This window comes from Citrobacter sp. MGH110 (assembly GCF_001037515.1).
Lineage (GTDB): Bacteria > Pseudomonadota > Gammaproteobacteria > Enterobacterales > Enterobacteriaceae > Citrobacter > Citrobacter portucalensis.
In genome coordinates, this window is record NZ_KQ089830.1 from 400,324 (window position 1) to 425,172 (window position 24,849).

Genomic DNA, 24,849 nt, shown 5'->3' on the forward strand with positions numbered 1-24,849 from the left:
AGCAGGAGAGGCATAATGAAAACGCTGCTGATTATTGACGCTAATCTCGGCCAGGCTCGCGCTTACATGGCGAAAACCCTGCTTGGAGCGGCGGCACAGAAAGCACATCTGGAAATTATTGATAATCCGAATGATGCCGAACTGGCAATTGTTCTGGGCGATACGCTTCCTGCCGACAGTTCGCTGAACGGCAAAAAAGTCTGGCTGGGCGACATTGGTCGTGCGGTTGCGCATCCTGAACTCTTCCTCAGCGAAGCTAAAGGCCATGCAAAACCCTACAGCGCCCCGGTTGCAACAGCACCTGTGGCCAGCAGTGGTCCAAAACGCGTGGTGGCGGTGACGGCGTGTCCGACCGGTGTTGCTCATACGTTTATGGCCGCTGAAGCGATTGAAACAGAAGCGAAAAAACGTGGCTGGTGGGTGAAGGTTGAAACCCGAGGTTCTGTTGGCGCAGGTAACGCCATTACGCCGGAAGAGGTGGCTCAGGCTGATCTGGTGATTGTGGCCGCTGATATTGAAGTTGATCTGGCGAAGTTTGCCGGCAAACCGATGTACCGCACCTCTACCGGTCTTGCGTTGAAGAAAACCAAGCAGGAGCTGGACAAAGCGCTGGAAGAAGCAACACCGTACCAGCCAACCGGTAAAGCGCAGACTTCAGCAACCGAAAGTAAGAAAGAGAGCGCGGGGGCGTATCGTCACCTGCTGACGGGCGTCTCTTACATGCTGCCGATGGTGGTTGCTGGCGGTCTGTGTATTGCACTCTCGTTCGCTTTTGGTATCGAAGCGTTTAAAGAGCAGGGGACGCTGGCGGCGGCGCTGATGCAGATTGGCGGTGGTTCAGCCTTCGCGCTGATGGTGCCGGTACTGGCAGGTTATATCGCGTTTTCCATCGCTGACCGTCCGGGTCTGACGCCGGGTCTTATCGGCGGTATGCTGGCGGTAAGCACCGGTTCCGGCTTTATTGGCGGTATTATTGCTGGTTTCCTTGCCGGTTATGTGGCGAAGCTTATCAGCACGAAGCTGAAACTCCCGCAGAGTATGGAAGCGCTGAAACCGATCCTGATCATTCCGCTGTTCTCAAGCCTGGTGGTTGGTCTGGCCATGATTTACCTGATCGGCAAACCGGTGGCGGGTATTCTGGAAGGTTTGACTCACTGGCTGCAAACCATGGGTACGGCCAATGCGGTGCTGCTTGGCGCGATTCTTGGCGGCATGATGTGTACCGACATGGGTGGTCCGGTTAACAAGGCGGCGTATGCTTTCGGTGTGGGTCTGCTGAGTACGCAAACTTATGCGCCTATGGCAGCCATTATGGCTGCGGGTATGGTACCTCCGCTGGCTCTGGGTCTGGCAACGCTGGTTGCGCGTCGTAAGTTCGACAAAGCGCAGCAGGAAGGCGGTAAAGCTGCTCTGGTACTGGGCCTGTGCTTTATCACCGAAGGGGCAATCCCGTTCGCTGCCCGTGACCCAATGCGCGTTCTGCCTTGCTGTATCGTTGGTGGTGCGATTACCGGGGCTATCTCGATGGCGGTGGGTGCGAAGCTGATGGCGCCACACGGCGGGCTGTTTGTCCTGTTAATCCCAGGCGCAATCACACCGGTGTTAGGATACCTGCTGGCAATTATTGCCGGTACGCTGGTAGCCGGTCTCTCCTACGCGGTGCTGAAGCGCCCGGAAGCTGAGGTTGTGGCAAAGGCGGCCTGATTTAACGTCAATACCAGGGGCAGAGAATTCTCTGCCCCTTTTTTTATGTTTTTACCTATACCGTTGCAGCATCGCCACAATAATCCATCCAGCCTTAATAAAACGGGTCAGGCAATCATTGGCGCGATGATAAAACCAAAGGCAACACCAGCAATGATCCCACCCAGTCCTGGCAGCATAAACGGATGGTTTAAGACATACTTGCCCACGCGCGTTGTCCCTGTGGTGTCGAACTCCATTGCCGCCAGAGAAGTCGGGTATGTTGGTAGAACAAACACCCCGGTTACCGCCACATAGGAGGCCAGAATTGCCCATGTAGGCACGCCGAGCGCAACGGCCAGAGGGATGATCAGCGGCGTGGTGGCGCCTTGCGAGTAGAGAAGCGCGCAGGTACCAAACAGCACCAGTGCCAACAGCATGGGATAAGCCCGTAGAATATCGCCTGCGATATCCTTAATCTCCGCTAAGTGGGCATCAATGAAGGTCGTTCCCAGTGTAACAATCCCGAGAATGACCGCCAGTGAACTCATCCCTGATCGAAACGTGGATGTCAGGACAATAGCATCGGTTGAAGTTTTGCATAACACCACCATCAGGCAAGCGGCAGCCAACATACAGATAATGATGATATCCCGGGTATTCATTGGGTTGCCTGCATCGAATCCAGGGCGTAGCTGCGGGCAGGCGGCAAGAATAACGATGACGACCGTTGCCAGCATAAACAGGGCGACTGAGAGTTTGGCACCCGGCGTAGTGCTGTTTTGCCCTTCATATTTACGCACTAATCCTTTTTGCAGGCGTTCCAGATAGACTTCATCATCCTGTAGCTCGCATCCCTGACGTGAGGCGATAAAAGCGGCGACCATCGCGGCGACAAACGAAGCTGGCAGACATACCGCCATGACCTGAATAAAAGTGATACCGTTGCCTTCCATAATGGTCAGCATAGCCGCCATTGCGGCACTGATCGGCGAACCGGATATCGCCACCTGAGAGGCGACTACGGATCCGGCGAGCGTACGAGAAGGGCGGATACCGGACTCTTTGGCGACTTCGGCAATCACTGGCAGGGTAGAAAATACAATGAACCCTGTTCCGGCCATAATGGTCATCGACCAGGTGATAATCGGTGCAATAATATTGATATATTTAGGGTTACGCCGCATGAAATTACCGGCAACGCGAACCAGATAATCCATACCTCCTGCGGCCTGTAGCGCCGATGCTGCCACGACAACTGTCATAATAATGAGGATAACGTCAACGGGTGGCGAGCCAATTTGCAGATCAAATCCCAACGTTAAAATAGCCAGCCCCAGACCACCGCATAAACCGATACCTATTCCGCCGAGGCGGATACCAAAAAATATTGCACCCAACACGACGATAATTTCTAACCAAACCATAATGGCCTCCGCCAGAGAATAATTTGTTATTAAAATAAGTGGTTGTTTAATGCTTTATTAATCTGGTGACGGCTGTTATTGCGCCAGAAGATGATGTTTGCCAACTCGTTTTTCGTACCATTTAATACCGGCGCGAACTAATGATCCGGTTGAGTCAATATATTTATCTGGAGACTTTCTGACTGCTTCGGCAAGAATGACGGGGACTTCAGTACATCCCAGTACAATGATTTGTGCGCCGCGTGAGAAGAGCACTTCAGCCTGTTCATTCATCAGCGTTTGTGCCCGCTTAAGGTCGCCGGCTTTTAAGCAATAAATACTTTCCATGACCTTTTCCTGACCGGATGAATCAGGACTGATGCAGGTTAAACCAAGAGATTCTATGCCTTTTTGGTAGAGTCCCATGTAAAGGGTGGCGTTAGTAGCAAGTAAACCGATACGTGATTTTCCGCAGTTTTTGACCTCATTCATGGTTGTTTCAACGATACTGAGTAACTCTGTATGACAGCACTCTTTTAATTCATTAAACCAAAAGTGGGCGGTATTACAGGGGATCACAATACACTCCGCACCAGCATCTTCCAGTTTGTGCATATAATCACGCATTGCCGGAAGTGGGGAATGACCATGATGCATTAACGCATCAGTTCGGTCTGGAATATCAGGGATGGATGAAATAATTAATGGGATATGTTCCTGATCGCGTTGTGCTGCGGTAAAGGTGACGAATTTATTAAAAAGATCGACGGTTGCAGCAGGCCCCATACCACCAAGTACGCCAATTAAACCTTTCACGATATATACCTCTAATTTACCGATATTTAATATTCAGAGCTGGTGTCTATCTGGTGCTTATGTTTAACAGCAGAGTGTCGTGAGGAGAAATGCAATAATGTTTGGTTCAATGCAAAAAACGCATGAGTGTGATGTCTTTTACCACCTCGGCAGGCCGGTAATCAGCCAGAGGCCCGTCATTCAGCGGTGGATGAGCGGTCGTGGTCGATGGGTAAAGAAACATGTTAATGTCAAAAATGAAGGTATTATGCAAAAAACGAATCACCAGATGCTGATGTTGAATATCATCTCCGGGAATATTCAGGCATGATGCTTAAGACTAATCGACATATTTAAACATCCGCGTGACAGGCATGAAAAATATCGAGACAAAATGGTTATATGATTTTCTGACGCTGGAAGCGTGTCGTCATTTTTCTCAGGCCGCAGAGGAGCGCAACTTATCCCAACCGGCATTTAGTCGGCGGATCAAGGCGCTAGAATCCGCTGTTGGGGTGCTGCTGTTTGACCGTACGACAAGTCCACTGCAGCTGACGGAGGAGGGTAAGTTATTCCATTCGCAGACCCGTAGCCTGCTACAACAGCTGGAATGCAATTTAGATGAGCTAAGTGGTCACAACCTGCTTGGCGTTCCCAATATCAAAATAGCGGCGGCACATTCTCTGTCGCTGACGATGTTGCCCAGATTAGTACATTCAATGTCGGCATGGGGCGAAGAATTTGTTTACCACGTCGAAGCGATTGACGTAGTCCAGGCGGTGAATACGCTGCGCGAGGGGAAAAGTGATTTTATTATCTCCTTTCGCGATGAAGACTTAATGCAGTCACCGTTCTGCGGCTTGAAGGTTTTTGATTCTGAGCTCTATCCCGTCTGTGCTGCGGATGCACAGGGTAAGGCGTTGTTTGATATCTATCAGCCGCAGGTGCCGATTCTGAACTATACCAGCACTTCCTACATGGGAAGATTGGTTAACCGTCACCTGGCGGAGGTGGGCAGTATTTCAGCGCGTACGCTGTTTATGTCTTCGATGAGTGAGCTATTGAAGAATATGGCATTGGATGGTCATGGTATCGCCTGGCTGCCAGCGTGGACGATCGTGAACGAACTACGGGATAAGCGCCTGGTTTGTCTGGACACGCCGGAGTTGATGGTGCCAATTCAGGCTTATATTTACCGAATGGATACCCGTTTGAATAAAACGGCTGAGCATTTCTGGCGGATTTTGTACAACCATATGCCAGAGGATCTGGTTACGCTCACTTGATACGCGCCAGCTTGTCTGGCGCGCGGAGATCGTTACGCCACTGCTTTTTCTGTTTGCTGGGCTTTCAGCCAGGCGATCTCTTCGGCCCATATATCCGGATTAATGGTTTCCAGTACCAGCGGAATACCGTCAAAACGATTATCCTGCATAATCCAACGGAAGGCATCATGGCCAATATTACCTTCACCCAGGCTGTGATGACGGTCAACGCGACTGCCAAACGCGCTCTTGGCGTCGTTCAGGTGCATACCGCGTAGATACTTGAAACCGACAATGCGTTCAAATTCCGCAAACGTCTTTTCGCACTCTTCTGCGGAACGCAAATCGTAACCCGCCGCGAAAGCGTGGCAGGTATCAATACAAACGCCAACACGGGACTTATCTTCGACGCCGTCGATAATGGCGGCCAGGTGCTCAAACTTGAATCCCAGATTACTACCTTGTCCGGCGGTATTTTCGATAACTGCCGTAACGCCCTGGGTCTGAGCGAGGACGATGTTGATGGATTCGGCAATGCGCGCCAGACATTCATCTTCCGGGATCTGCATCAAATGGCTGCCCGGGTGAAAGTTCAGCAGGGATAAGCCAAGCAGTTCACAGCGTTGCATTTCATCAAGAAACGCATCACGCGATTTTTCCAGCGCATCGCTGACCGGGTGACCGAGGTTAATCAGGTAACTGTCGTGAGGCAGGATTTGTGCGGAGGTGTAGTGGTACTTCTCGCAGGCAGATTTGAAATCATCAATGATTTCGGTGGTTAGCGGCGCAGCACGCCACTGGCGTTGATTCTTGGTGAACAGGGCGAATGCGGTCGCTTCGATTTCTGCGGCTCGAATAGCGGCGTTAGCCAGACCGCCAGCGGCGCTTACGTGCGCTCCGATATATTTCATAAATTTAACCCGCCATACTCAAATACAAAAAGGGAGAGTATAGCGGGTTAATGGAGGTGAGTCGTGATCGTTTATGCCATCAGGGCGTGGACAGCGACGTTAATCGCACCACCACCGACAATCAGCCAGACAAACAGCAGCAGGGCCATCAGTAACGGTTTGGCACCGGCTTTTTTCAGTGCGCTAACGTGAGTGGTTAACCCCAGTGCAGCCATTGCCATTGCCAGCAAAATGGTGTCCAGCGTTACCAGCATGTTCACAACCGACTGCGGCAGCAGGTGGAACGAGTTAAAAATCGCGACCACAATGAACAGGATGGCAAACCATGGAATAGTGATTTTGCTTTTCTCACCGCCCGTAGCCGGAGACAACTGTTTAACGCGTGCGGCCAGGAGGATGAGGAACGGTGCCAGCATCATGACACGCAGCATTTTGGCAATAACCGCGGCGTTTTCCGCATCCGGGTTAATGGCGTGCCCGGCAGCCACTACCTGTGCTACTTCATGCATGGTGGAACCAATGTAAATGCCGTAGGTTTCTGGGCTAAACCAGTGTGCCAGCAGCGGATACATTGCCGGATACAGGAAGATAGCGATGGTACCGAAGATCACCACGGTGGCAACAGCGACGGTTACCTTACTGGCTTCCGCTTTCACTACCGGCTCGGTTGCCAGCACGGCGGCGGCACCACAAATGCTGCTCCCCGCACCAATCAGCCAACTGGTGTGGCGGTCCAGACCAAACACTTTCTGCCCCAGGAAGCAGGCAATCAAAAAGGTACTGCTCAGCGTTAACACATCAATCACGATACCGCTGACGCCGACGTCAGCAATTTGCGCGAAGGTGAGGCGGAAGCCGTAGAGGATGATCCCCAAACGTAATAAATGTTGTTTAGCAAACAGCACGCCGCCGTCACAGCTTTTCCAGATGTGCGGATAGACGGTGTTGCCGAGGACCATCCCCAACAAGATTGCTAAGGTGAGGGCGCTGAACCCGGCACCTGCGACGGCGGGAATAGATCCACCCCATAAGGCAACCCCAGTGATAACTGCACTCAGGGCAAGCCCCGGAATAAAATGCCACGCTGTACGACGATGAGTCTGCAAGGTGAGTTCTGTCATATCCTTCTCCTTTATCTGGGTAAAAGAGTACGGCGAAGTGGTTTAAAAATAAAATTGATTATATATTTATAATTAATCTATATAAGTGGTATACCCGTCATACTTCAAGTTGCATGTGCGTTGGCTGCGCTCGTTCACCCCAGTCACGTACTTAAGTACGCTCCCGGGGATTAATGAGGGACATCCATGTCCCTCACCAGAGGCCAGCCTTTGGCTGGTCAAATTCGTTCCTGACGAATTTGTCTCTCTCTTGCCGCCTTCCTGCAACTCGAATTATTTAGGGTATAAGTAACGGATATCCGGTGGAAAACGACTATGCATATCACCTTGCGACAACTTGAAGTGTTTGCTGAGGTACTAAAAAGCGGTTCAACGACCCAGGCGTCTGTCATGCTGGCATTGTCGCAATCGGCGGTGAGTGCGGCACTTACCGATCTGGAAGGGCAACTCGGCGTGCAACTGTTTGACCGCGTCGGCAAACGGCTAGTGGTCAATGAGCACGGGCGTTTGCTCTACCCACGAGCGTTGGCGTTACTTGAGCAAACGACCGAAATCGAGCAGCTTTTTCGCGAAGATAATGGTGCTATTCGGGTCTATGCCAGTAGCACCATTGGTAACTATATCTTGCCTGCTATGATCGCCCGCTATCGGCAGGATTTTCCTGATTTGCCGCTCGAGCTGAGCGTGGGTAACAGTCAGGATGTGATCAATGCTGTGCTTGATTTTCGGGTAGACATTGGGCTGATCGAAGGGCCGTGTCACAGTACTGAAATTATCTCTGAACCGTGGCTGGAAGACGAGCTGGTGGTGTTTGCCGCACCGTCGTCACCGCTCACAAAGGGGCCTGTTACGCTGGAACAGCTGGCGGCTTCGCCGTGGATCCTGCGTGAGCGAGGATCCGGTACGCGTGAACTGGTGGATTACCTGCTGTTATCTCATCTGCCGAGATTTCAGATGGCAATGGAGTTGGGTAACTCAGAGGCCATTAAGCATGCGGTACGCCATGGTCTCGGGATCAGCTGCTTGTCGCGTCGGGTCATTGCGGAGCAGCTGCAGGCGGGAACGCTGAGCGAAGTTCCCGTGCCGCTGCCGCGTTTAGTCCGCACTCTCTGGCGCGTGCATCACAGGCAAAAACACATCTCCAATGCCATTACGCGATTTTTGCATTACAGCGACCAGGTCGAGCTGGGCGAATAGGGCGCTTACAGTCGTAAGGTCATCTCTTTATAGAACGGCGGTTATATCTTAACCGCTGTGCGCCGCAAATTTTCTGCTTTACTTATAATCCGCGGCCAGTCATGAAGGTCTCTTATAACAGCGTATTTGTGCCGGAAGAATGCCATTTCGTCTGCTACAATCGCGCCTCATTTTTTGGATGGATAGCATTTTCACATGGTTTCCGAAACTAAAACCACAGAAGCGCCCACGCTACGTCGTGAACTGAAGGCGCGTCACCTGACGATGATTGCCATTGGAGGCTCCATCGGTACAGGTCTTTTCGTTGCATCTGGTGCAACTATTTCTGCAGCGGGTCCAGGCGGCGCGTTGTTCTCTTATATTCTGATCGGTCTGATGGTGTACTTCCTGATGACCAGCCTCGGTGAACTGGCTGCCTATATGCCGGTTTCCGGCTCGTTTTCCACCTACGGTCAGAACTACGTAGAAGAGGGCTTTGGCTTCGCGCTGGGCTGGAACTACTGGTACAACTGGGCGGTAACGATTGCCGTTGATCTGGTGGCCGCACAGCTGGTGATGAGCTGGTGGTTCCCGGACACGCCGGGCTGGATCTGGAGTGCGCTGTTCCTCGGCGTTATCTTCCTGCTGAACTACATTTCCGTTCGCGGATTTGGTGAAGCGGAATATTGGTTCTCACTGATCAAAGTTACCACCGTCATTATCTTCATCGTGGTTGGTGTGATGATGATTTTCGGTATCTTCAAAGGCGCTCAGCCGGTGGGCTGGAGCAACTGGACGACCGGTGATGCACCGTTTGCCGGTGGTTTTGCTGCGATGATTGGCGTGGCGATGATAGTCGGCTTCTCCTTCCAGGGGACAGAGCTTATCGGTATCGCGGCTGGCGAATCTGAAGATCCTGAAAAGAACATTCCACGTGCGGTACGTCAGGTATTCTGGCGAATCCTGCTGTTCTATGTGTTCGCGATTTTGATTATCAGCCTGATCATTCCGTACACCGATCCAAGCCTGCTGCGTAACGATGTAAAAGACATCAGCGTTAGCCCGTTCACGCTGGTATTCCAGCATGCGGGTCTGCTGTCTGCGGCAGCGGTGATGAACGCAGTTATCCTGACGGCGGTGCTGTCGGCAGGTAACTCCGGGATGTACGCCTCCACGCGTATGCTTTATACCCTGGCATGTGACGGTAAAGCGCCGCGTATTTTCGGCAAACTGTCTCGTGGCGGCGTACCGCGTAACGCGCTGTATGCGACCACCGTGGTGGCGGGGCTGTGCTTCCTGACTTCAATGTTTGGCAACCAGACCGTGTATCTGTGGCTGCTGAATACTTCCGGGATGACGGGCTTTATCGCCTGGCTGGGGATTGCTATTAGCCACTATCGCTTCCGTCGCGGTTATGTGCTGCAGGGTCACGATGTGAAGGACCTGCCGTACCGTTCTGGCTTTTTCCCGCTGGGGCCGATCTTCGCCTTTGTGCTGTGCCTGATTATCACCCTGGGTCAGAACTACGAAGCGTTCCTGAAAGACAGCATTGACTGGGGCGGCGTGATGGCTACCTATATCGGTATCCCGCTGTTCCTGATTATCTGGTTTGGCTATAAGCTGACCAAAGGAACCCGTTTTGTTCGCTATAGCGAAATGAAATTCCCGGGGCGCGTGAAGAAATAATTCTTACCAGCTACGGCAGAAAAAACAAAACCCCGGCATGATGAGTGCCGGGGTTTTTTATTGCGCCAGACTTAGAAGCTGTAAGTCATGCCAACCGTGTAACGACGTCCATCAAGAACGGTGTCGTAGGTATCGTAATCGATTTGTTTATCCAGCACGTTATACACGCCAGCGGTCATCAACAGATCCTTGGTTGCATAGTAACGTAAACCAACATCGACCTGAGTATAGGACGGCGTGCCCTGGGCCATGGAGGTACGGCTCAGGTATTCAGACGTTTTCCCGCGCAGATTCAGACGGCTCCAGAAACCGAGATCCTGGGTGGCCTGCCAGTCCAGCGTCGTGTTAAACATATGCTTCGGCATTTTGTTCAACGGCTGGCCAGAGAACTGACCGCTTTTCTGCTCAGATTCCGTGTAGGTGTAGTTCGCGGTCCAGTTGACGTCGGAGGTTATTTTCCAGCCGAAGGTGGATTCTACGCCGCGCATATTGGCTTTATCGACGTTAACGCGATCGCTGACGAAGTCATAAGTCGTATTGCCGATGGTGCAGGCCGGATCGGAACTGCTGTTACAACGGCGAACTTCGGTGATTTTGTTTTTAAAGTCGGTATTGAACAATGTAACGCCTGCGTTGAGGTTGTTGCCGTTATCCCACAGTAAACCGATCTCTTCGCTGAGGCTTTTCTCCGGTTTCAGGTCCGGGTTGCCGACAATGATTCCGTTCAGACGGCCGCCGCCGGTGACCTGTCCCCAACTGGCAGAAGACTGGCGCAGATCCGGTGCACGATAGCCCGCGGAAACGCCACCTTTTAAGGTCCACTGATCGCTCAGATGCCATACGCCATAGCCGCGCGGCGTCCAGTTGTCACCGTAGTTTTCATCCTTATCCATACGCAGACCGCCGGTCAGCGTGAAGGTATCGGTAATGGCCCATTCATCTTCAGCAAACAGCGCCCAGCTCCAGCGGGTCAGTTTGTTCAGTCCATCAGCCGCTTGCAGCTGGTTGCCGTTATCGCGTAGTTTTTCATAACGGTATTGCCCGCCCAACGTCAGGGTGTGCGCCCCAAGGAATACCTGGTTCTGGTTATTGAAAATCGTGTTGTAGGACTTCATCTGGCGACCGGGGTTGTCGGTCTCTTCCTGCTGGACATAGCTGGTGGAGTTGAAGTCGTCGTAATAACCGCTGTGGGTTATTGAGTACGTGGTGTGCACATACTTGTTTTCGCTTTTACTGTTGGGCTTACAGCTTCCGTTACGGCAGTTTTCCTCTGCCATGGATTTGCCTGGCGTACTGTCGCGATCCTGCAATTCACGTGCGTAATCGAAATCGATGTCGTTTTTATCATCTGGCGTAAAGTTCAGGGTTAATCCCCCGCTACGCATACGCTGTTCATTGTAGCCATTTACGATTTCATCTTCTGCGCGGTGGGAGAATAATCCGGTCACCTTCGCGCCAAGTAATCCGTCAATCAGTGGTCCAGACGCATAGGCGTTGGTCTGGTAAATATCGCCGGAGTCTCTGTCTTCCTGGAAAGTGGCATCGCCGTGCAAAGAGCCGGTCCAGGCTTTAGTATTCGACACTTTTTTGGTGATGACGTTAATGACGCCGCCCATCGCATCAGAGCCATAGAGGGACGACATCGGGCCGCGGATTACCTCGATACGCTCGATGGATTCCAGCGGCGGCAGCCAACCTTGCTCAATACCTGAGTTGTCGCTGTTAGGACGTGTACCGCGGGTGCTGATGCGTTTACCGTTGACCAGGAAGAGTGTGTATTGCGAAGCCATACCGCGAATACTGATATCGCTACTGCTCCCCCCGCCAGTGACGACGACGCCAGGGACATCTTTTAGCGCATCGGTGACATCTCGATAGGCTTTGTCCTCAATCTGCTGCTTGGTAATAACAGATATTGAAGCCGGGGCATCCTGAATTTTCTGCTCGAAACCGGTAGCGGTAACGACCACGGTGTCTTGTTCAGCGCCATGGCCGAGTGATGGGAGGCAGGCGACGCATACTGCGGCAGCTACAGCCTTAACGTGAGGTATAGTCATTTGTATCATTCCATTTAAATGAATCAAACTGCGCGTCATGTGAAAGGCCATGACAATTGTATGTATTTGTCTTTTAAGGACTCTTTTCAGTAAAGAAGCGGGGGGATTGTACAAAAGTATGAATATTTGTAAACACAAATGATAATAGAAATCATTTGTGTTTGATATGGTTTGGAGTGAAATGCTTTTTTAATCAATAAGATAGTGGGGGAAGAAAAAAGGAGAAAAAGTGAAGGAATGATGGAGAAATGAAGAGGGCTTCCGCCCTCAACTCAGGAATTACTTCAGCAAATACTGGGCGTGGAAGCGCAGGTGATCCTCAATAAACGACGCAATGAAGTAATAGCTGTGGTCGTAACCAGGCTGGATGCGTAGCGTCATTGGCCATGCGGTCTGACGGGCAGTTTCGGCCAGTACCGCGGGCTGCAACTGATCGGCAAGAAACTGATCGCTGTCTCCCTGATCGATTAACGTCGGGATCGCGTCTGCGGGTTTGCTGGCCAGCATTAACGCGCAGCTATCCCACTCTGCCCACTGTGTTTTATCTTCGCCCAGATAAGCGCTAAAAGCCTTCTCACCCCACGGAACGCGACAAGGGTTTACGATCGGCGCAAAGGCGGAAACGCTGGTGTATCTCCCGGGATTTTTCAGCGCCATAATCAATGCGCCGTGGCCGCCCATGGAGTGTCCGCTGATGGCGCAGCGATCGCTGACGTTAAACTGCGACTGAATCAGTGCCGGAAGCTCATCACGCAGATAGTCATACATACGAAAATGCGTTGCCCACGGCTGCTGGGTGGCATTGAGGTAAAATCCGGCCCCTTGACCTAAATCGTAGCCATCATCGTTGGCAACCTGCTCGCCGCGCGGGCTGGTGTCCGGCATCACGAGAACAATACCCAGCTCAGCTGCAATGCGCTGCGCGCCTGCTTTGGTAGTGAAGTTTTCATCATTACAGGTCAGGCCCGACAGCCAGTACAGCACCGGAGGCGCGGCGTTATCACGGGGTGGTGGAAGAAAAATACTGAAGGTCATGGCGCAATTTAACGTGGCGGAGTCGTGACGCCAGCGTTGCTGCCAGCCTTCAAAACAGCGGTGCTCTTCAAGCATTTCCATGCGTGGCTCCTTGTTGTGTTGAACCTGAATGTGTTTGCGAACTCATCATAATACAGATTATTCATAGCACTGTGAGTAACTTTCACTTCCGCATTGAGCAAACATACTTCATCATCTATATAACTTTACATTAACACTCGACGTCACCGGGCTGAACGACAAGTGAAATCAGCAATGCTGAAAGGCTGTGCCAATTTCAATAATTATCACGGTGAATACTGGATTATGTGCGCCGCCTCACGCACAATGTTCTGGCTGTGACACAGCCTAAAAACTTTGCCCCATGCAGGGCAGAGGCGCCCCACCTGCAGGAGAAGAAGAAATGTCATCACTCAGTAAAGAAGCGGCACTGGTTCATGAAGCGCTGGTTGCGCGTGGTCTCGAAACCCCGCTGCGCCCGCCCGTGCAAGAGATGGATAACGAAACACGCAAACGTCTTATCTCTGGCCATATGACCGAGATTATGCAATTGCTCAATCTCGATTTGAGCGATGACAGTCTGATGGAAACTCCGCATCGCATTGCGAAAATGTATGTCGATGAGATTTTCTCCGGCCTCGATTACGCCAACTTCCCGAAAATCACCGTCATTGAAAACAAAATGAAGGTGGACGAGATGGTCACGGTTCGTGATATCACGCTGACCAGCACCTGCGAACACCACTTTGTCACTATCGATGGCAAAGCGACGGTGGCGTATATTCCGAAAGATTCGGTCATTGGTCTGTCGAAGATTAACCGCATTGTGCAGTTCTTTGCACAGCGTCCGCAGGTACAGGAACGTCTGACCCAGCAAATTCTCACCGCGCTGCAAACGCTGCTCGGGACGAATAATGTGGCGGTATCGATTGATGCGGTGCATTACTGTGTGAAAGCGCGCGGCATTCGCGATGCGACCAGTGCGACCACCACCACTTCTCTTGGCGGATTGTTTAAGTCCAGCCAGAACACGCGTCAGGAATTTCTGCGCGCAGTACGTCATCACAACTGATTAGGGCAGGAACCATGGAGCGTAATGTCACGCTGGATTTTATTCGTGGCGTCGCCATTCTTGGTATCCTGCTTCTCAATATTAGCGCCTTTGGCTTGCCAAAGGCGGCATACCTCAATCCCGCCTGGTATGGCAACATCACCTTATCCGACGCCTGGACCTGGGCGCTGCTCGATCTCTTCGCGCAGGTAAAATTCCTCACGCTGTTTGCTCTGCTGTTTGGTGCTGGTCTGCAAATGCTGCTCCCGCGTGGTAAACGCTGGATCCAGTCGCGGCTTACGTTGCTGGTGCTGTTGGGATTCATTCACGGTTTACTCTTCTGGGATGGCGATATCCTGCTGGCATATGGCTTGATCGGCCTGATTTGTTGGCGGCTGATCCGGGATGCGCCGTCGGTAAAAAGCTTATTTAACACCGGTGTGCTGCTGTATCTGGTGGGCGTTGGCGTACTGCTGCTGCTGGGAGTGATCTCCGGGAGCGAAACCAGCCGCGCCTGGACACCGGATGCTTCAGCGTTGCTGTATGAAAAATACTGGAAAGTGAACGGCGGAATGGAAGCAATCAGCAATCGCGTGGATATGATGTCCAATAGCTTGCTGGCGTTAGGCGCGCAATATGGCTGGCAACTGGCGGGGATGATGCTACTCGGCGCGGCATTAATGCGTAGTGGCTGGCTAAAAGGGCAGTACAGTTTGCAGCATTATCGACGCACTGGCGTTTTGCTGGTTATTATCGGCATGGCGATTAACCTGCCTGCTATCGTCGCCCAGTGGCAACTGGACTGGTCCTACCGCTGGTGTGCCTTCCTGTTACAAGCCCCGCGAGAGTTGGGTGCGCCTTTGCAAACCATTGGTTATGCCGCGCTGATGTTTGGTTTCTGGCCGCAGCTTAGTCGCTTCAAATGGGTCATTGCTATCGCCTGTGTGGGGCGCATGGCATTAACCAACTATCTGTTACAAACCTTAATCTGCACCACGTTGTTTTATCAGGCCGGTTTATTTATGAAATTTGACCGGCTGGAGCTGCTGTTTTTCGTCATCCCGGTCTGGGCGATTAACTTACTTTTCTCTGTCATATGGCTGCGTTTTTACCGCCAGGGCCCGGTGGAATGGCTGTGGCGTCAATTAACCCTGCGTGCTGCGGGGACATCATTACCACGAACATCCAGATAACGATCTGGATCACATTCATTAACAAAATGGATGTAAGCGCTTTCATTCCTGTGACATCACTCACGCAGTCCGTTTCATTGTGCTGACAAAATACCCAGCCTGGGGTGTCTGCGGGCAGCCGCAATCTAAAACAGGGCAGTGAATATGGTAACCATTCGTGATGTGGCACGGCAGTCTGGCGTTTCTGTAGCGACCGTTTCCCGCGTACTGAACAACAGTGCGCTGGTGAGTCCCGATACGCGTGAAGCGGTAATGAAGGCAGTCACTCAGCTTGGCTATCGACCTAATGCCAACGCACAAGCGCTGGCGACGCAGGTTAGCGACACGATTGGTGTTGTCGTCATGGATGTATCAGATGCGTTTTTTGGCGCGCTGGTAAAAGCCGTGGATATGGTTGCCCAGCAGCATCAGAAGTATGTCCTGATTGGCAACAGCTACCATGAGGCGGAAAAAGAACGTCATGCCATTGAGGTGTTGATTCGCCAACGCTGTAACGCGCTGATTGTACACTCTAAAGCGCTGAGCGATCGGGAACTGGCCGAGTTTATGGATCAAATCCCCGGCATGGTACTGATCAACCGCCTTGTTCCTGGCTACGCCCACCGTTGCGTCTGCCTGGATAACATCAGCGGTGCCAAAATGGCTACCCGAATGCTGCTAAATAATGGTCATCAACGCATCGGTTATCTGGCATCAAGCCACCGCATTGAAGATGACGCCATGCGCAAAGAAGGATGGTTAACTGCCCTGAAAGAGCAAGGGATTGTTGCGGCAGAAAGCTGGGTCGGCACCGGTTCGCCCGATATGCAGGGCGGAGAGTCCGCGATGGTGGAATTGCTGGGGCGTAACTTACAACTGACGGCGGTCTTCGCTTATAACGACAATATGGCAGCCGGCGCGCTGACTGCGCTAAAAGATAACGGCATCGCTATTCCATTACACCTTTCTATCATTGGCTTCGATGATATTCCCATCGCGCGTTACACCGATCCGCAGCTAACCACTGTGCGCTATCCCATTGCCTCAATGGCAAAAATGGCGACGGAGCTTGCGCTACAGGGTGCGGCTGGCACGTTGGATCCGCAGGCATCGCATTGTTTTATGCCAACGCTGGTGCGTCGTCATTCAGTAGCGCTGCGGCAGAATGCGGCACCGATCACTAACTCATAACGTTGCGCGATGTAACCGCTTTCAATATGTGAGTAAATTCACAGTATATTAACAATGCGATAGCTATGATGACACTGTTTGTTGCGCTGTAACTACTATGTAACGGTGAATAATCACTTTCATCGAGGTATAGGTGCCTTAAACAAAAATTAAAGCCTGTTTTTGGAGCGTTGCCAGACACGGAAGAAATATTTTTTAAAAGTGAGCTTCGGCGTTCAGTAACACTTCAGTAACGTTCTGCCTGCCGAGCATTTATCTCAAGTACTACCCTGCATAATAAAACCGGAGATACCATGAATAAGAAGGTGTTGACCCTGTCTGCTGTAATGGCAAGCATGTTATTCGGCGCGGCTGCGCACGCTGCTGATACCCGCATTGGTGTGACTATCTATAAGTATGACGATAACTTTATGTCTGTAGTACGTAAGGCTATTGAAAAAGATGCCAAAGCGGCACCAGATGTACAGCTGCTGATGAACGACTCGCAGAACGACCAGTCCAAACAAAACGATCAGATCGACGTGCTGCTGGCAAAAGGCGTTAAAGCACTGGCGATTAACCTGGTTGACCCGGCAGCTGCTGGCACGGTCATTGAAAAAGCACGCGGACAGAACGTACCGATCGTATTCTTCAACAAAGAACCTTCTCGTAAAGCGCTGGACAGCTATGACAAAGCGTATTACGTCGGTACCGACTCTAAAGAGTCCGGCATTATTCAGGGTGATTTGATTGCCAAACACTGGGCAGCTAACCCGAACTGGGACCTGAACAAAGACGGCAAAATTCAGTTTGTTCTGCTGAAAGGCGAACCGGGACACCCGGATGCTGAAGCACGTACCACTTACGTGATTAAAGAGCTGAACGACAAAGGCATTAAAACTGAGCAGCTGCAGTTAGATACTGCAATGTGGGATACCGCTCAGGCGAAAGATAAGATGGATGCGTGGATGTCTGGTCCAAACGCGAACAAAATTGAAGTGGTTATCGCTAACAACGATGCGATGGCAATGGGTGCAGTTGAAGCGCTGAAAGCGCACAACAAAACCAGCGTACCAGTATTTGGTGTGGATGCGCTGCCTGAAGCGCTGGCTCTGGTGAAATCTGGCGCCATGGCCGGTACCGTCCTGAACGATGCCAACAACCAGGCGAAAGCCACCTTCGATCTGGCGAAAAACCTGGCTGACGGCAAAGGTGCGGCAGATGGCACTAACTGGAAAATTGAGAACAAGATTGTTCGCGTACCGTACGTAGGTGTCGATAAAGATAATCTGGCAGAGTTCACCAACAAATAAATACTCCGTATGTGGGCGCAATTTCATTGCGCCCTTAATAACGCACTCTGCAAGGCCAACAAGGTATAATTATGGTCAGCACACATACTCAGTCGTCAGGCGAATACTTGTTGGAAATGACCGGCATCAACAAGTCCTTCCCCGGCGTTAAGGCGCTTGATAATGTCAATTTAAAAGTCCGCCCGCATTCTATTCACGCCCTCATGGGAGAGAATGGAGCGGGGAAATCAACATTATTGAAATGTCTTTTCGGCATCTATCAAAAAGATTCCGGCAGTATTTTATTTCAGGGTAAAGAAATCGATTTTCATTCTGCGAAAGAAGCGCTTGAAAATGGTATTTCGATGGTACACCAGGAATTAAACCTGGTATTACAACGTTCTGTAATGGACAACATGTGGCTGGGACGCTATCCCACCAAAGGCATGTTTGTCGATCAGGAAAAAATGTACCGCGATACCAAAGCGATATTTGATGAACTGGATATTGATATCGATCCGCGTGCGCGTGTCGGCACATTATCCGTTTCACAAATGCAGATGATTGAAATTGCGAAAGCATTCTCCTATGACGCCAAAATCGTCATCATGGATGAGCCAACTTCATCGTTAACCGAAAAAGAAGTTAACCATCTGTTCACCATCATCCGTAAGCTGAAAGAGCGTGGATGCGGTATTGTTTATATCTCTCACAAAATGGAAGAAATCTTCCAGCTGTGCGATGAAATTACCGTTCTGCGCGATGGCCAGTGGATTGCGACCCAGCCGCTGGAAGGGCTGGATATGGATAAGATCATCGCCATGATGGTTGGACGTTCACTGAACCAACGTTTTCCGGATAAAGAAAACAAACCTGGTGAAGTCATTCTGCAAGTGCGTAACCTGACCTCGCTGCGCCAGCCGTCGATTCGTGATATCTCGTTTGATTTGCACAAAGGGGAAATTCTTGGGATTGCCGGTCTGGTAGGCGCAAAACGCACGGATATCGTTGAAACGCTTTTTGGTATTCGTGAGAAGTCATCGGGTACGATTACGCTACACGGCAAAAAGATTAATAACCACAGTGCAAATGAAGCCATCAACCATGGTTTTGCACTGGTCACGGAAGAGCGCCGCTCAACCGGTATTTATGCGTATCTGGACATTGGTTTTAACTCGTTAATTTCTAATATCCAAAATTACAAAAACAAAGTCGGTCTGCTGGATAATTCCCGCATGAAGAGTGATACCCAGTGGGTAATTGACTCTATGAGGGTAAAAACGCCGGGTCATCGTACGCAAATCGGTTCACTTTCTGGCGGTAATCAGCAAAAAGTGGTTATTGGTCGTTGGTTATTAACCCAGCCAGAAATTCTGATGCTGGATGAACCGACGCGCGGAATCGATGTTGGTGCGAAATTTGAAATTTATCAGTTGATTGCCGAACTCGCGAAAAAGGATAAGGGGATTATTATTATTTCCTCTGAAATGCCGGAGCTGCTGGGTATTACCGATCGTATTCTGGTGATGAGCAATGGTCTCGTTGCTGGAATTGTTGACACTAAAACAACAACGCAAAACGAAATCCTCCGTCTTGCGTCTTTGCACCTTTAAGATTAGGGGCTCCTCATGAGTGCGTTAAATAAGAAAAGTTTTCTTACTTACCTGAAAGAAGGCGGAATTTACGTTGTTCTTTTGGTTTTGCTGGCGATTATTATTTTCCAGGATCCCACTTTCTTAAGCTTACTGAACCTGAGTAATATTCTCACGCAATCCTCGGTGCGTATTATTATCGCATTGGGTGTGGCTGGACTGATTGTTACCCAAGGGACCGACCTGTCGGCGGGGCGTCAGGTTGGCCTGGCGGCAGTGGTGGCGGCAACTCTGTTGCAGTCGATGGAGAATGCCAACAAGGTGTTCCCGGAAATGGCGACGATGCCGATCATTGTAGTGGTGCTGATTGTCTGCGTGATTGGCGCCATTATCGGTCTGGTGAACGGTATTATCATTGCTTATCTGAACGTAACGCCGTTTATTACCACACTGGGTACGATGATTATCGTTTACGGGATCAACTCCCTGTACTACGACTTCGTCGGCGCATCGCCAATTTCTGGCTTTGACAGTGGATTCTCAACCTTTGCGCAGGGCTTTATTGCACTGGGCAGTTTCCGACTCTCCTACATCACTTTCTATGCGCTGATTGCGGTGGCTTTTGTGTGGGTGCTGTGGAACAAGACCCGCTTCGGTAAAAACATTTTCGCCATCGGCGGAAACCCGGAAGCTGCGAAAGTGTCCGGTGTAAACGTTGCGCTGAACCTGCTGATTATCTATGCGTTGTCTGGCGTGTTCTATGCCTTCGGTGGTTTGCTGGAAGCCGGACGTATCGGCTCAGCGACCAACAACCTCGGCTTTATGTATGAGCTGGATGCGATTGCGGCGTGCGTGGTTGGCGGCGTGTCGTTCAGCGGCGGGGTAGGTACCGTGTTTGGCGTAGTGACCGGTGTGATCATCTTCACCGTCATCAACTACGGTTTGACCTACATCGGCGTGAACCCTTACTGGCAGTATATTATCAAAGGCGGCATTATCATCTTCGCGGTCGCGCTGGACTCACTGAAGTACGCGCGTAAGAAGTAATCTGGGAAGAGAAAAATAAAACCGGTGCAGAGGCTTTCTGCATCGGTTTTTTATTTGATAAAGAGTAACCAGATACCAGTGAACAGTGCACCAATGGCCATACCGAAATAAACGATGATATAGCTCCAGTAAGTGCTGGGTTCTTTAGCGCGAGAAATGATCATTGGCGTCTGCGAACCTTTCACTGTTTTCTCGACGATACCGGAACGCAGTCCCTTCAGGCCTTCTCTGCACGTCCAGAGAACAATCATCAGTACGCCAATAACGATAAAGATCGTTTTTCCTTCCATGCTTATTTTCCTTGTTTCTTTTGTAATTCGAGTAATTGTTCAGGCGTGACCGCCGGATACCCCTGCGCATCGTCCGGTACCTGATGCATGGTAGGGATGGGCACCAGTGGGCCTAAAAAACGGGGCTCACGTTTGAAAATGTAGAGATCGGCGAGTGCGCCAAAACGGGCGCCAAATTCACGTACCCGCACGGTGAGCATATCTTTTGGCGAAGGTACGGCGTAGCACTGGGCCTGAATGCCCATATGCAGCGCAATAAACAAGGCGCGCTCACAGTGGAATCGTTGAGTAATAATGATGAAATCGTTGGTATCGAATACTTTACGCGTACGCACGATGGAATCGAGCGTGCGGAACCCGGCGTAATCAAGCACGATGTCAGCGGGATCGACGCCTGCGGCAATCAGATCCTTACGCATCGTCATGGGTTCGTTGTAGCTTTGCTGGGCATTGTCGCCGCTTAACAGCAGATAGTTTACCTTCCCGCTGTTATAGGCGTTCAATGCGCCCTGAATGCGGTAGCGGTAATACTGATTGATGACGCCGGTGCGGTAATACTTCGCCGTGCCCAGAACCACACCGACCTGGCGGTAGGGTAAATCCTGCAGTTCGTCGTAAATGTAGGGAGCAGTCTTCCAGCTCATCCAGCGATCGAGTCCAAGCACAGTCAAAAGCAGCAAGCCTAACAGGACTAACAGGCTGTAAAACACGCGCTTTAACATGCAGAAAACTCGTTATTTGGATGGAATTTCAATCAGGCTACTGTACCGGAAGACGTAGCGCAAGAAACAGCAGTCTGATTGAGGGGATTTTAGGCATTCTGCATAGTGCCGGATGGCGGTGTAAACACCTTATCCGGCCTACGAACTGGCGTTATTGAGTCGATTAACCCAGGAGAACGCGCTCAATATTATTGCAGCCCAGTGCTTTCAGCGTGGCGGAGGTCGCATCCCACTGAATCAACGGCGCGTCGGCTTTTTCAGCCAGCACGGCGCGTTGGATATCTGGATAATCATAACCGTTCAGATTCAACAGGTTTAACGCGCCCTGCAGCGGTGGCAGGGTCGGGTTAAAGGCGGCATTTTCAGCATAGCTGCCGCTAAAAATACGGCCATCTTTACACTCCAGCGCCACGCCGCTTGGGGATTTGCTGTACGGCATATGACATCTGTTGGCAGCAGTGATTGCCGCTTGGGTCAACGCATCGCCCTGCAGCGCGAAGCCGTGATCCTGCTCGTCCATCAGCAGCGTTTTAATCTCCAGATCTTTCGGGCCGAAGGCATCTGGCAGGTAATCACGCAGCACGTGTGGTGCACGTCCCGGCAGATGAATCCGTAAATCCAGTCCGCTGTTCAGTTCGTTCATAAACTGGCGACAGTGGCCGCACGGCGTGTAGTTGACGGTGATGGCGGCGAGCCCTTTTTCACCGCGCAGCCAGGCATGGCTGATAGCGCTTTGCTCGGCATGAACAGTTTGCTGCATAGTCGCGCCCAGGAACTCCATGTTCCCACCGAAGTACCAGTTGCCGCTGATGCCGCGAGAAATTGCCCCAACGTTGAAGTTGGACAGCGGAGTACGTGCGCAGGCCGCAGCCAGCGGCAGCAGAGCGAATGCCAGCGCGTCTTCGTCCAGTCCCGATTCGCGTTTTAGCAAAGAGACCTGCTCAGCAGTCAGCATGGCGGGGAAATGTGCATCCGCCAGAACAGGGGCCAGGGCTGATTGCAAGTTATCCGCGAGTTGGGCAAAAGCAGTTTGAAAACGTGGATGCATGGCGATGCCTCATAACAATGTAATGGAATCGTAGTTTACGGGCCTGTTATGGCTTTATATGTGATCCAAATCTCATTGTGTATGCAACTTATGAAACTTAAATGAAAAATGTGCAACGCATCGCAAATAAATAGCTAAAAAATGAAGATTAACCCACCACTGCCAGAATAATCGGGAACAGGAACGGGGCTACCAGCGAGGTAATAATGCCGCAAATGACCAGCGCCAGTGAGCTAAACGCACCTTCCTGATAGTCCAGTTCCGCACAGCGTGCGGTGCCCAGGGCGTGCGACGCGGTGCCCATTGCCAGCCCACGAGCGGCCTTAGTGCGAATACGCATGGCATTGAGTAACGTATGTCCAAATACCGCCCCGAGAATGCCGACAAAAATGACGCATACGGCGCTGATCGCCGGAATGCCGCCAATACTGCCACCCACCGCCATAGCTATAGGCGTGGTGACCGATTTTGGCATGATAGACGCGGCAATTTGCGGCGATGCGCCCATCAACAAGGCGATTGTTGTACCTGTTACCATCGCCACAACGCTCCCGGCAAAACAGATAGCAATGATTGATTTCCAGCGGGCGCGAATCTGGTGCAACTGTTCGTATAACGGATAGGCCAGCGCGACCACGGCAGGTTGCAGCAAATCGTTCAGCACTTCGCTGCCTTTGAAATAGTGATCGTAGGGAATACCTGTCAGCAGCAGAATGGGAATAATTACCACCATGGCGACCAGCAGAGGGTTCAGCAAAGGCATTTTAAAGCGAGCTGCCAGCTTACGTGCGCCAAAAAATACCGCCAGCGTAAGAGGTAATGACCACCAGATATACGACATCATTTTTTTGCTTTAGCCTCTTTTTGCCCAACGATTTTGCGCTCACCGTGCACAATGTGCGAGCTCCAGCTCACCACCAGGAAAACGACCAGCGTACTGATGGTACAAGACACCACCACCGGACCAAATTGCGCGCGCAGCAGGTCAAAGTACTGCATGATCCCCACGCCAATCGGGACAAACAACAGGGCCATATAGCGAATCAGCACGTAGCAGCCGGGGTTAACCCATTTTGCCGGTAACACCTGCAAAGCCAGTAAAACAAACAGAATCAGCATGCCGATAATGCTGCCCGGAATGGTGATGGGGAGTAGCGATGCAAGAAAAATACCTGCATAGAGGCAGGCATAAATCAGGACGAATGCGCGCAAATATTGCCAGATAACGTTCAGTGCTTTGCTCATAGTTGAAACCCTTGACGAGACTTATTCATCATACAATTAAACTTAAAAACGTGCTACCGATCACATCATGAATTCTAAGCATAGAGGAAATAGATATCTGGAACATCGGGCGATGGCCCTAACTCTCCGCGCTAAACTTGTGCCAGGTAGTACAGAAAGCGGTTCAGGGCGGTAGTAGGCGTTTCGTTGTTGCGCCAGAATACGCCGACGCTGCCTTTTTGTTCAATCTTCGGCAGATTCAGGATAGCCAGTTGTCCCTGGGCGGCATACCGTTGTGCCAGCCGTAGAGAAAGAATAGAGATCATGTCGCTACTTTGCAGCAGGTTGGTACTGACGTTGATTGATGCCGATTCAATGATGTTTTCCGGCAACATTACGCCGTTATCAACCAGCGCGTTATCAATGCTTATCCGGATAGGGGTTCCTGTCGGCCAGACAATCCAGCGCCAGTTAGCCAGATCGTGCCAGGTGAGCAGGGGATATTTTGCCAAGGGATGATCGGGGCGGGCGACGAAACAGACCGGCTCGGTATACAGCACTTGATAATTGAGCGGCAACTGAAGCGCCCGACCGCCGACCCGACCGACGACGACATCCACCGAACCCGCGAGCAGATCGTGCAGCAGCGGGGTCATCACTTTCTCTTCAATATTAAGATGCAGGGTTGGCAGTTCTGTGAGCAAACCCAGTATTGCCTGTGAAACACAGTCGGTCGCTACCGGCGAGCAGCCAATCTTCAGACTCCCTACAAGGCCGCCTTGCTTAAAACGGGCGATTTCATACTGCGAACGCTCCATATCATTGATCAGGCGTTGGGCATGTTGCAGTAGCAACTTGCCGCCTTCGGAAGGACGCAAGCCTTTACTGTGACGTTCAAAGAGCGTGATGCCAATCTCATCCTCGAGCTGTAATAACCATTTCGACAACGCGGGCTGGGTGATATTCATCATCCGGGCGACGTGCGTCAGATTTCCCTGTTCGCCCAGCGCGATAAGCGTTTGCAGGTGTTGCAACTTCAGTTTCTGCGCCCAGTTTGCCATTTGCTATAACCTCCAGGTTATGCCTCTGCATGAAAAGCCATTGTA

General features: G+C 51.3%; 22 protein-coding genes. 10 read left to right on the forward strand and 12 right to left on the reverse strand.

Annotated elements, in window-relative coordinates:
- Positions 1–15 precede the first annotated feature (15 nt).
- On the forward strand, positions 16–1,704 hold the full coding sequence (gene fruA, locus SK38_RS01830; RefSeq protein WP_048215908.1) for a PTS fructose transporter subunit IIBC: 1,689 nt from the start codon (positions 16–18) through the stop codon (positions 1,702–1,704).
- A 107-nt stretch (positions 1,705–1,811) separates the two neighbouring features.
- On the opposite strand, the gene SK38_RS01835 is transcribed toward fruA, so the two are convergent.
- Positions 1,812–3,110: an anaerobic C4-dicarboxylate transporter gene (locus SK38_RS01835; RefSeq protein ID WP_008785273.1), complete on the reverse strand. Its 1,299-nt coding sequence runs from the start codon at positions 3,108–3,110 to the stop codon at positions 1,812–1,814.
- 75 nt (positions 3,111–3,185) lie between these two features.
- Positions 3,186–3,905, reverse strand: coding sequence for a cysteate racemase (locus SK38_RS01840; protein WP_048234902.1), 720 nt, complete (start codon positions 3,903–3,905; stop codon positions 3,186–3,188).
- A gap of 353 nt (positions 3,906–4,258) precedes the next feature.
- Here SK38_RS01840 and hypT point away from each other — a divergent pair, with 353 nt between their 5' ends.
- Positions 4,259–5,170, forward strand: a complete 912-nt coding sequence (gene hypT, locus SK38_RS01850; protein WP_048234906.1) for a hypochlorite stress DNA-binding transcriptional regulator HypT — start codon at positions 4,259–4,261, stop codon at positions 5,168–5,170.
- A 32-nt stretch (positions 5,171–5,202) separates the two neighbouring features.
- Here hypT and nfo read toward each other — a convergent pair whose 3' ends face one another.
- Both nfo and SK38_RS01860 read right to left on the reverse strand, forming a co-directional pair.
- Positions 5,203–6,060, reverse strand: coding sequence for a deoxyribonuclease IV (gene nfo, locus SK38_RS01855; protein ID WP_032944004.1), 858 nt, complete (start codon positions 6,058–6,060; stop codon positions 5,203–5,205).
- A 71-nt stretch (positions 6,061–6,131) separates the two neighbouring features.
- On the reverse strand, positions 6,132–7,181 hold the full coding sequence (locus SK38_RS01860) for a YeiH family protein (RefSeq protein WP_008785269.1): 1,050 nt from the start codon (positions 7,179–7,181) through the stop codon (positions 6,132–6,134).
- Positions 7,182–7,496: 315 nt separating this feature from the next.
- Between SK38_RS01860 and yieE the strand changes: the two genes are divergently transcribed.
- Positions 7,497–8,378 (forward strand): DNA-binding transcriptional regulator YeiE, encoded by an 882-nt coding sequence (gene yieE / locus SK38_RS01865; RefSeq protein ID WP_003834519.1) that lies wholly within the window; start codon positions 7,497–7,499, stop codon positions 8,376–8,378.
- Between the two features lie 195 nt (positions 8,379–8,573).
- On the forward strand, positions 8,574–10,043 hold the full coding sequence (gene lysP / locus SK38_RS01870) for a lysine-specific permease (RefSeq protein ID WP_003834517.1): 1,470 nt from the start codon (positions 8,574–8,576) through the stop codon (positions 10,041–10,043).
- A gap of 71 nt (positions 10,044–10,114) precedes the next feature.
- Here the strand turns inward: lysP and SK38_RS01875 are convergent, their stop codons facing one another.
- Together SK38_RS01875 and fghA are read right to left on the reverse strand one after the other, a co-directional pair.
- On the reverse strand, positions 10,115–12,100 hold the full coding sequence (locus SK38_RS01875) for a ligand-gated channel protein (protein WP_032944002.1): 1,986 nt from the start codon (positions 12,098–12,100) through the stop codon (positions 10,115–10,117).
- A gap of 279 nt (positions 12,101–12,379) precedes the next feature.
- Entirely contained in the window at positions 12,380–13,216 is an 837-nt protein-coding gene (fghA, locus tag SK38_RS01880) for an S-formylglutathione hydrolase (RefSeq protein ID WP_008785267.1), read from the reverse strand.
- A 322-nt stretch (positions 13,217–13,538) separates the two neighbouring features.
- On the opposite strand from fghA, the gene folE reads away from it, so the two are divergent.
- The 6 genes from folE (at position 13,539) to mglC (ending at position 20,459) form a co-directional block, all read left to right on the forward strand.
- The gene (gene folE, locus SK38_RS01885) at positions 13,539–14,207 is read left to right on the forward strand and encodes a GTP cyclohydrolase I FolE (RefSeq protein WP_003027410.1); all 669 of its coding nucleotides are present in this window, start codon (positions 13,539–13,541) and stop codon (positions 14,205–14,207) included.
- 14 nt (positions 14,208–14,221) lie between these two features.
- Positions 14,222–15,379: a DUF418 domain-containing protein YeiB gene (gene yeiB, locus SK38_RS01890; protein ID WP_032944001.1), complete on the forward strand. Its 1,158-nt coding sequence runs from the start codon at positions 14,222–14,224 to the stop codon at positions 15,377–15,379.
- Between the two features lie 144 nt (positions 15,380–15,523).
- Positions 15,524–16,549 (forward strand): HTH-type transcriptional regulator GalS, encoded by a 1,026-nt coding sequence (galS, locus tag SK38_RS01895; RefSeq protein WP_032943995.1) that lies wholly within the window; start codon positions 15,524–15,526, stop codon positions 16,547–16,549.
- A gap of 293 nt (positions 16,550–16,842) precedes the next feature.
- The gene (gene mglB, locus SK38_RS01900) at positions 16,843–17,841 is read left to right on the forward strand and encodes a galactose/glucose ABC transporter substrate-binding protein MglB (RefSeq protein ID WP_003027399.1); all 999 of its coding nucleotides are present in this window, start codon (positions 16,843–16,845) and stop codon (positions 17,839–17,841) included.
- Between the two features lie 71 nt (positions 17,842–17,912).
- Entirely contained in the window at positions 17,913–19,433 is a 1,521-nt protein-coding gene (gene mglA / locus SK38_RS01905) for a galactose/methyl galactoside ABC transporter ATP-binding protein MglA (RefSeq protein ID WP_003027396.1), read from the forward strand.
- A gap of 15 nt (positions 19,434–19,448) precedes the next feature.
- Entirely contained in the window at positions 19,449–20,459 is a 1,011-nt protein-coding gene (mglC, locus tag SK38_RS01910) for a galactose/methyl galactoside ABC transporter permease MglC (RefSeq protein WP_003027393.1), read from the forward strand.
- A 50-nt stretch (positions 20,460–20,509) separates the two neighbouring features.
- On the opposite strand, the gene SK38_RS01915 is transcribed toward mglC, so the two are convergent.
- The 6 genes from SK38_RS01915 to SK38_RS01940 all read right to left on the reverse strand — a co-directional run bounded on the left by SK38_RS01915 (position 20,510) and on the right by SK38_RS01940 (position 24,804).
- Positions 20,510–20,749: a DUF2542 family protein gene (locus SK38_RS01915; RefSeq protein WP_003834502.1), complete on the reverse strand. Its 240-nt coding sequence runs from the start codon at positions 20,747–20,749 to the stop codon at positions 20,510–20,512.
- 2 nt (positions 20,750–20,751) lie between these two features.
- Complete coding sequence (gene sanA / locus SK38_RS01920; RefSeq protein WP_003027383.1) at positions 20,752–21,471, reverse strand: outer membrane permeability protein SanA; 720 nt, start codon at positions 21,469–21,471, stop codon at positions 20,752–20,754.
- A 163-nt stretch (positions 21,472–21,634) separates the two neighbouring features.
- Positions 21,635–22,519, reverse strand: coding sequence for a cytidine deaminase (cdd, locus tag SK38_RS01925; RefSeq protein WP_048234909.1), 885 nt, complete (start codon positions 22,517–22,519; stop codon positions 21,635–21,637).
- A gap of 148 nt (positions 22,520–22,667) precedes the next feature.
- Positions 22,668–23,363 carry a CidB/LrgB family autolysis modulator gene (locus SK38_RS01930; protein ID WP_003027380.1) on the reverse strand — a complete coding sequence of 232 codons (696 nt, stop codon included), beginning with the start codon at positions 23,361–23,363 and terminating at the stop codon, positions 22,668–22,670.
- Positions 23,360–23,764 (reverse strand): CidA/LrgA family protein, encoded by a 405-nt coding sequence (locus tag SK38_RS01935; protein ID WP_003834497.1) that lies wholly within the window; start codon positions 23,762–23,764, stop codon positions 23,360–23,362. Before SK38_RS01935 ends, SK38_RS01930 begins: the two co-directional genes overlap by 4 nt.
- A 131-nt stretch (positions 23,765–23,895) precedes the next feature.
- Positions 23,896–24,804 (reverse strand): LysR substrate-binding domain-containing protein, encoded by a 909-nt coding sequence (locus SK38_RS01940; protein WP_048234911.1) that lies wholly within the window; start codon positions 24,802–24,804, stop codon positions 23,896–23,898.
- Between the last annotated feature and the right edge of the window lie 45 nt (positions 24,805–24,849).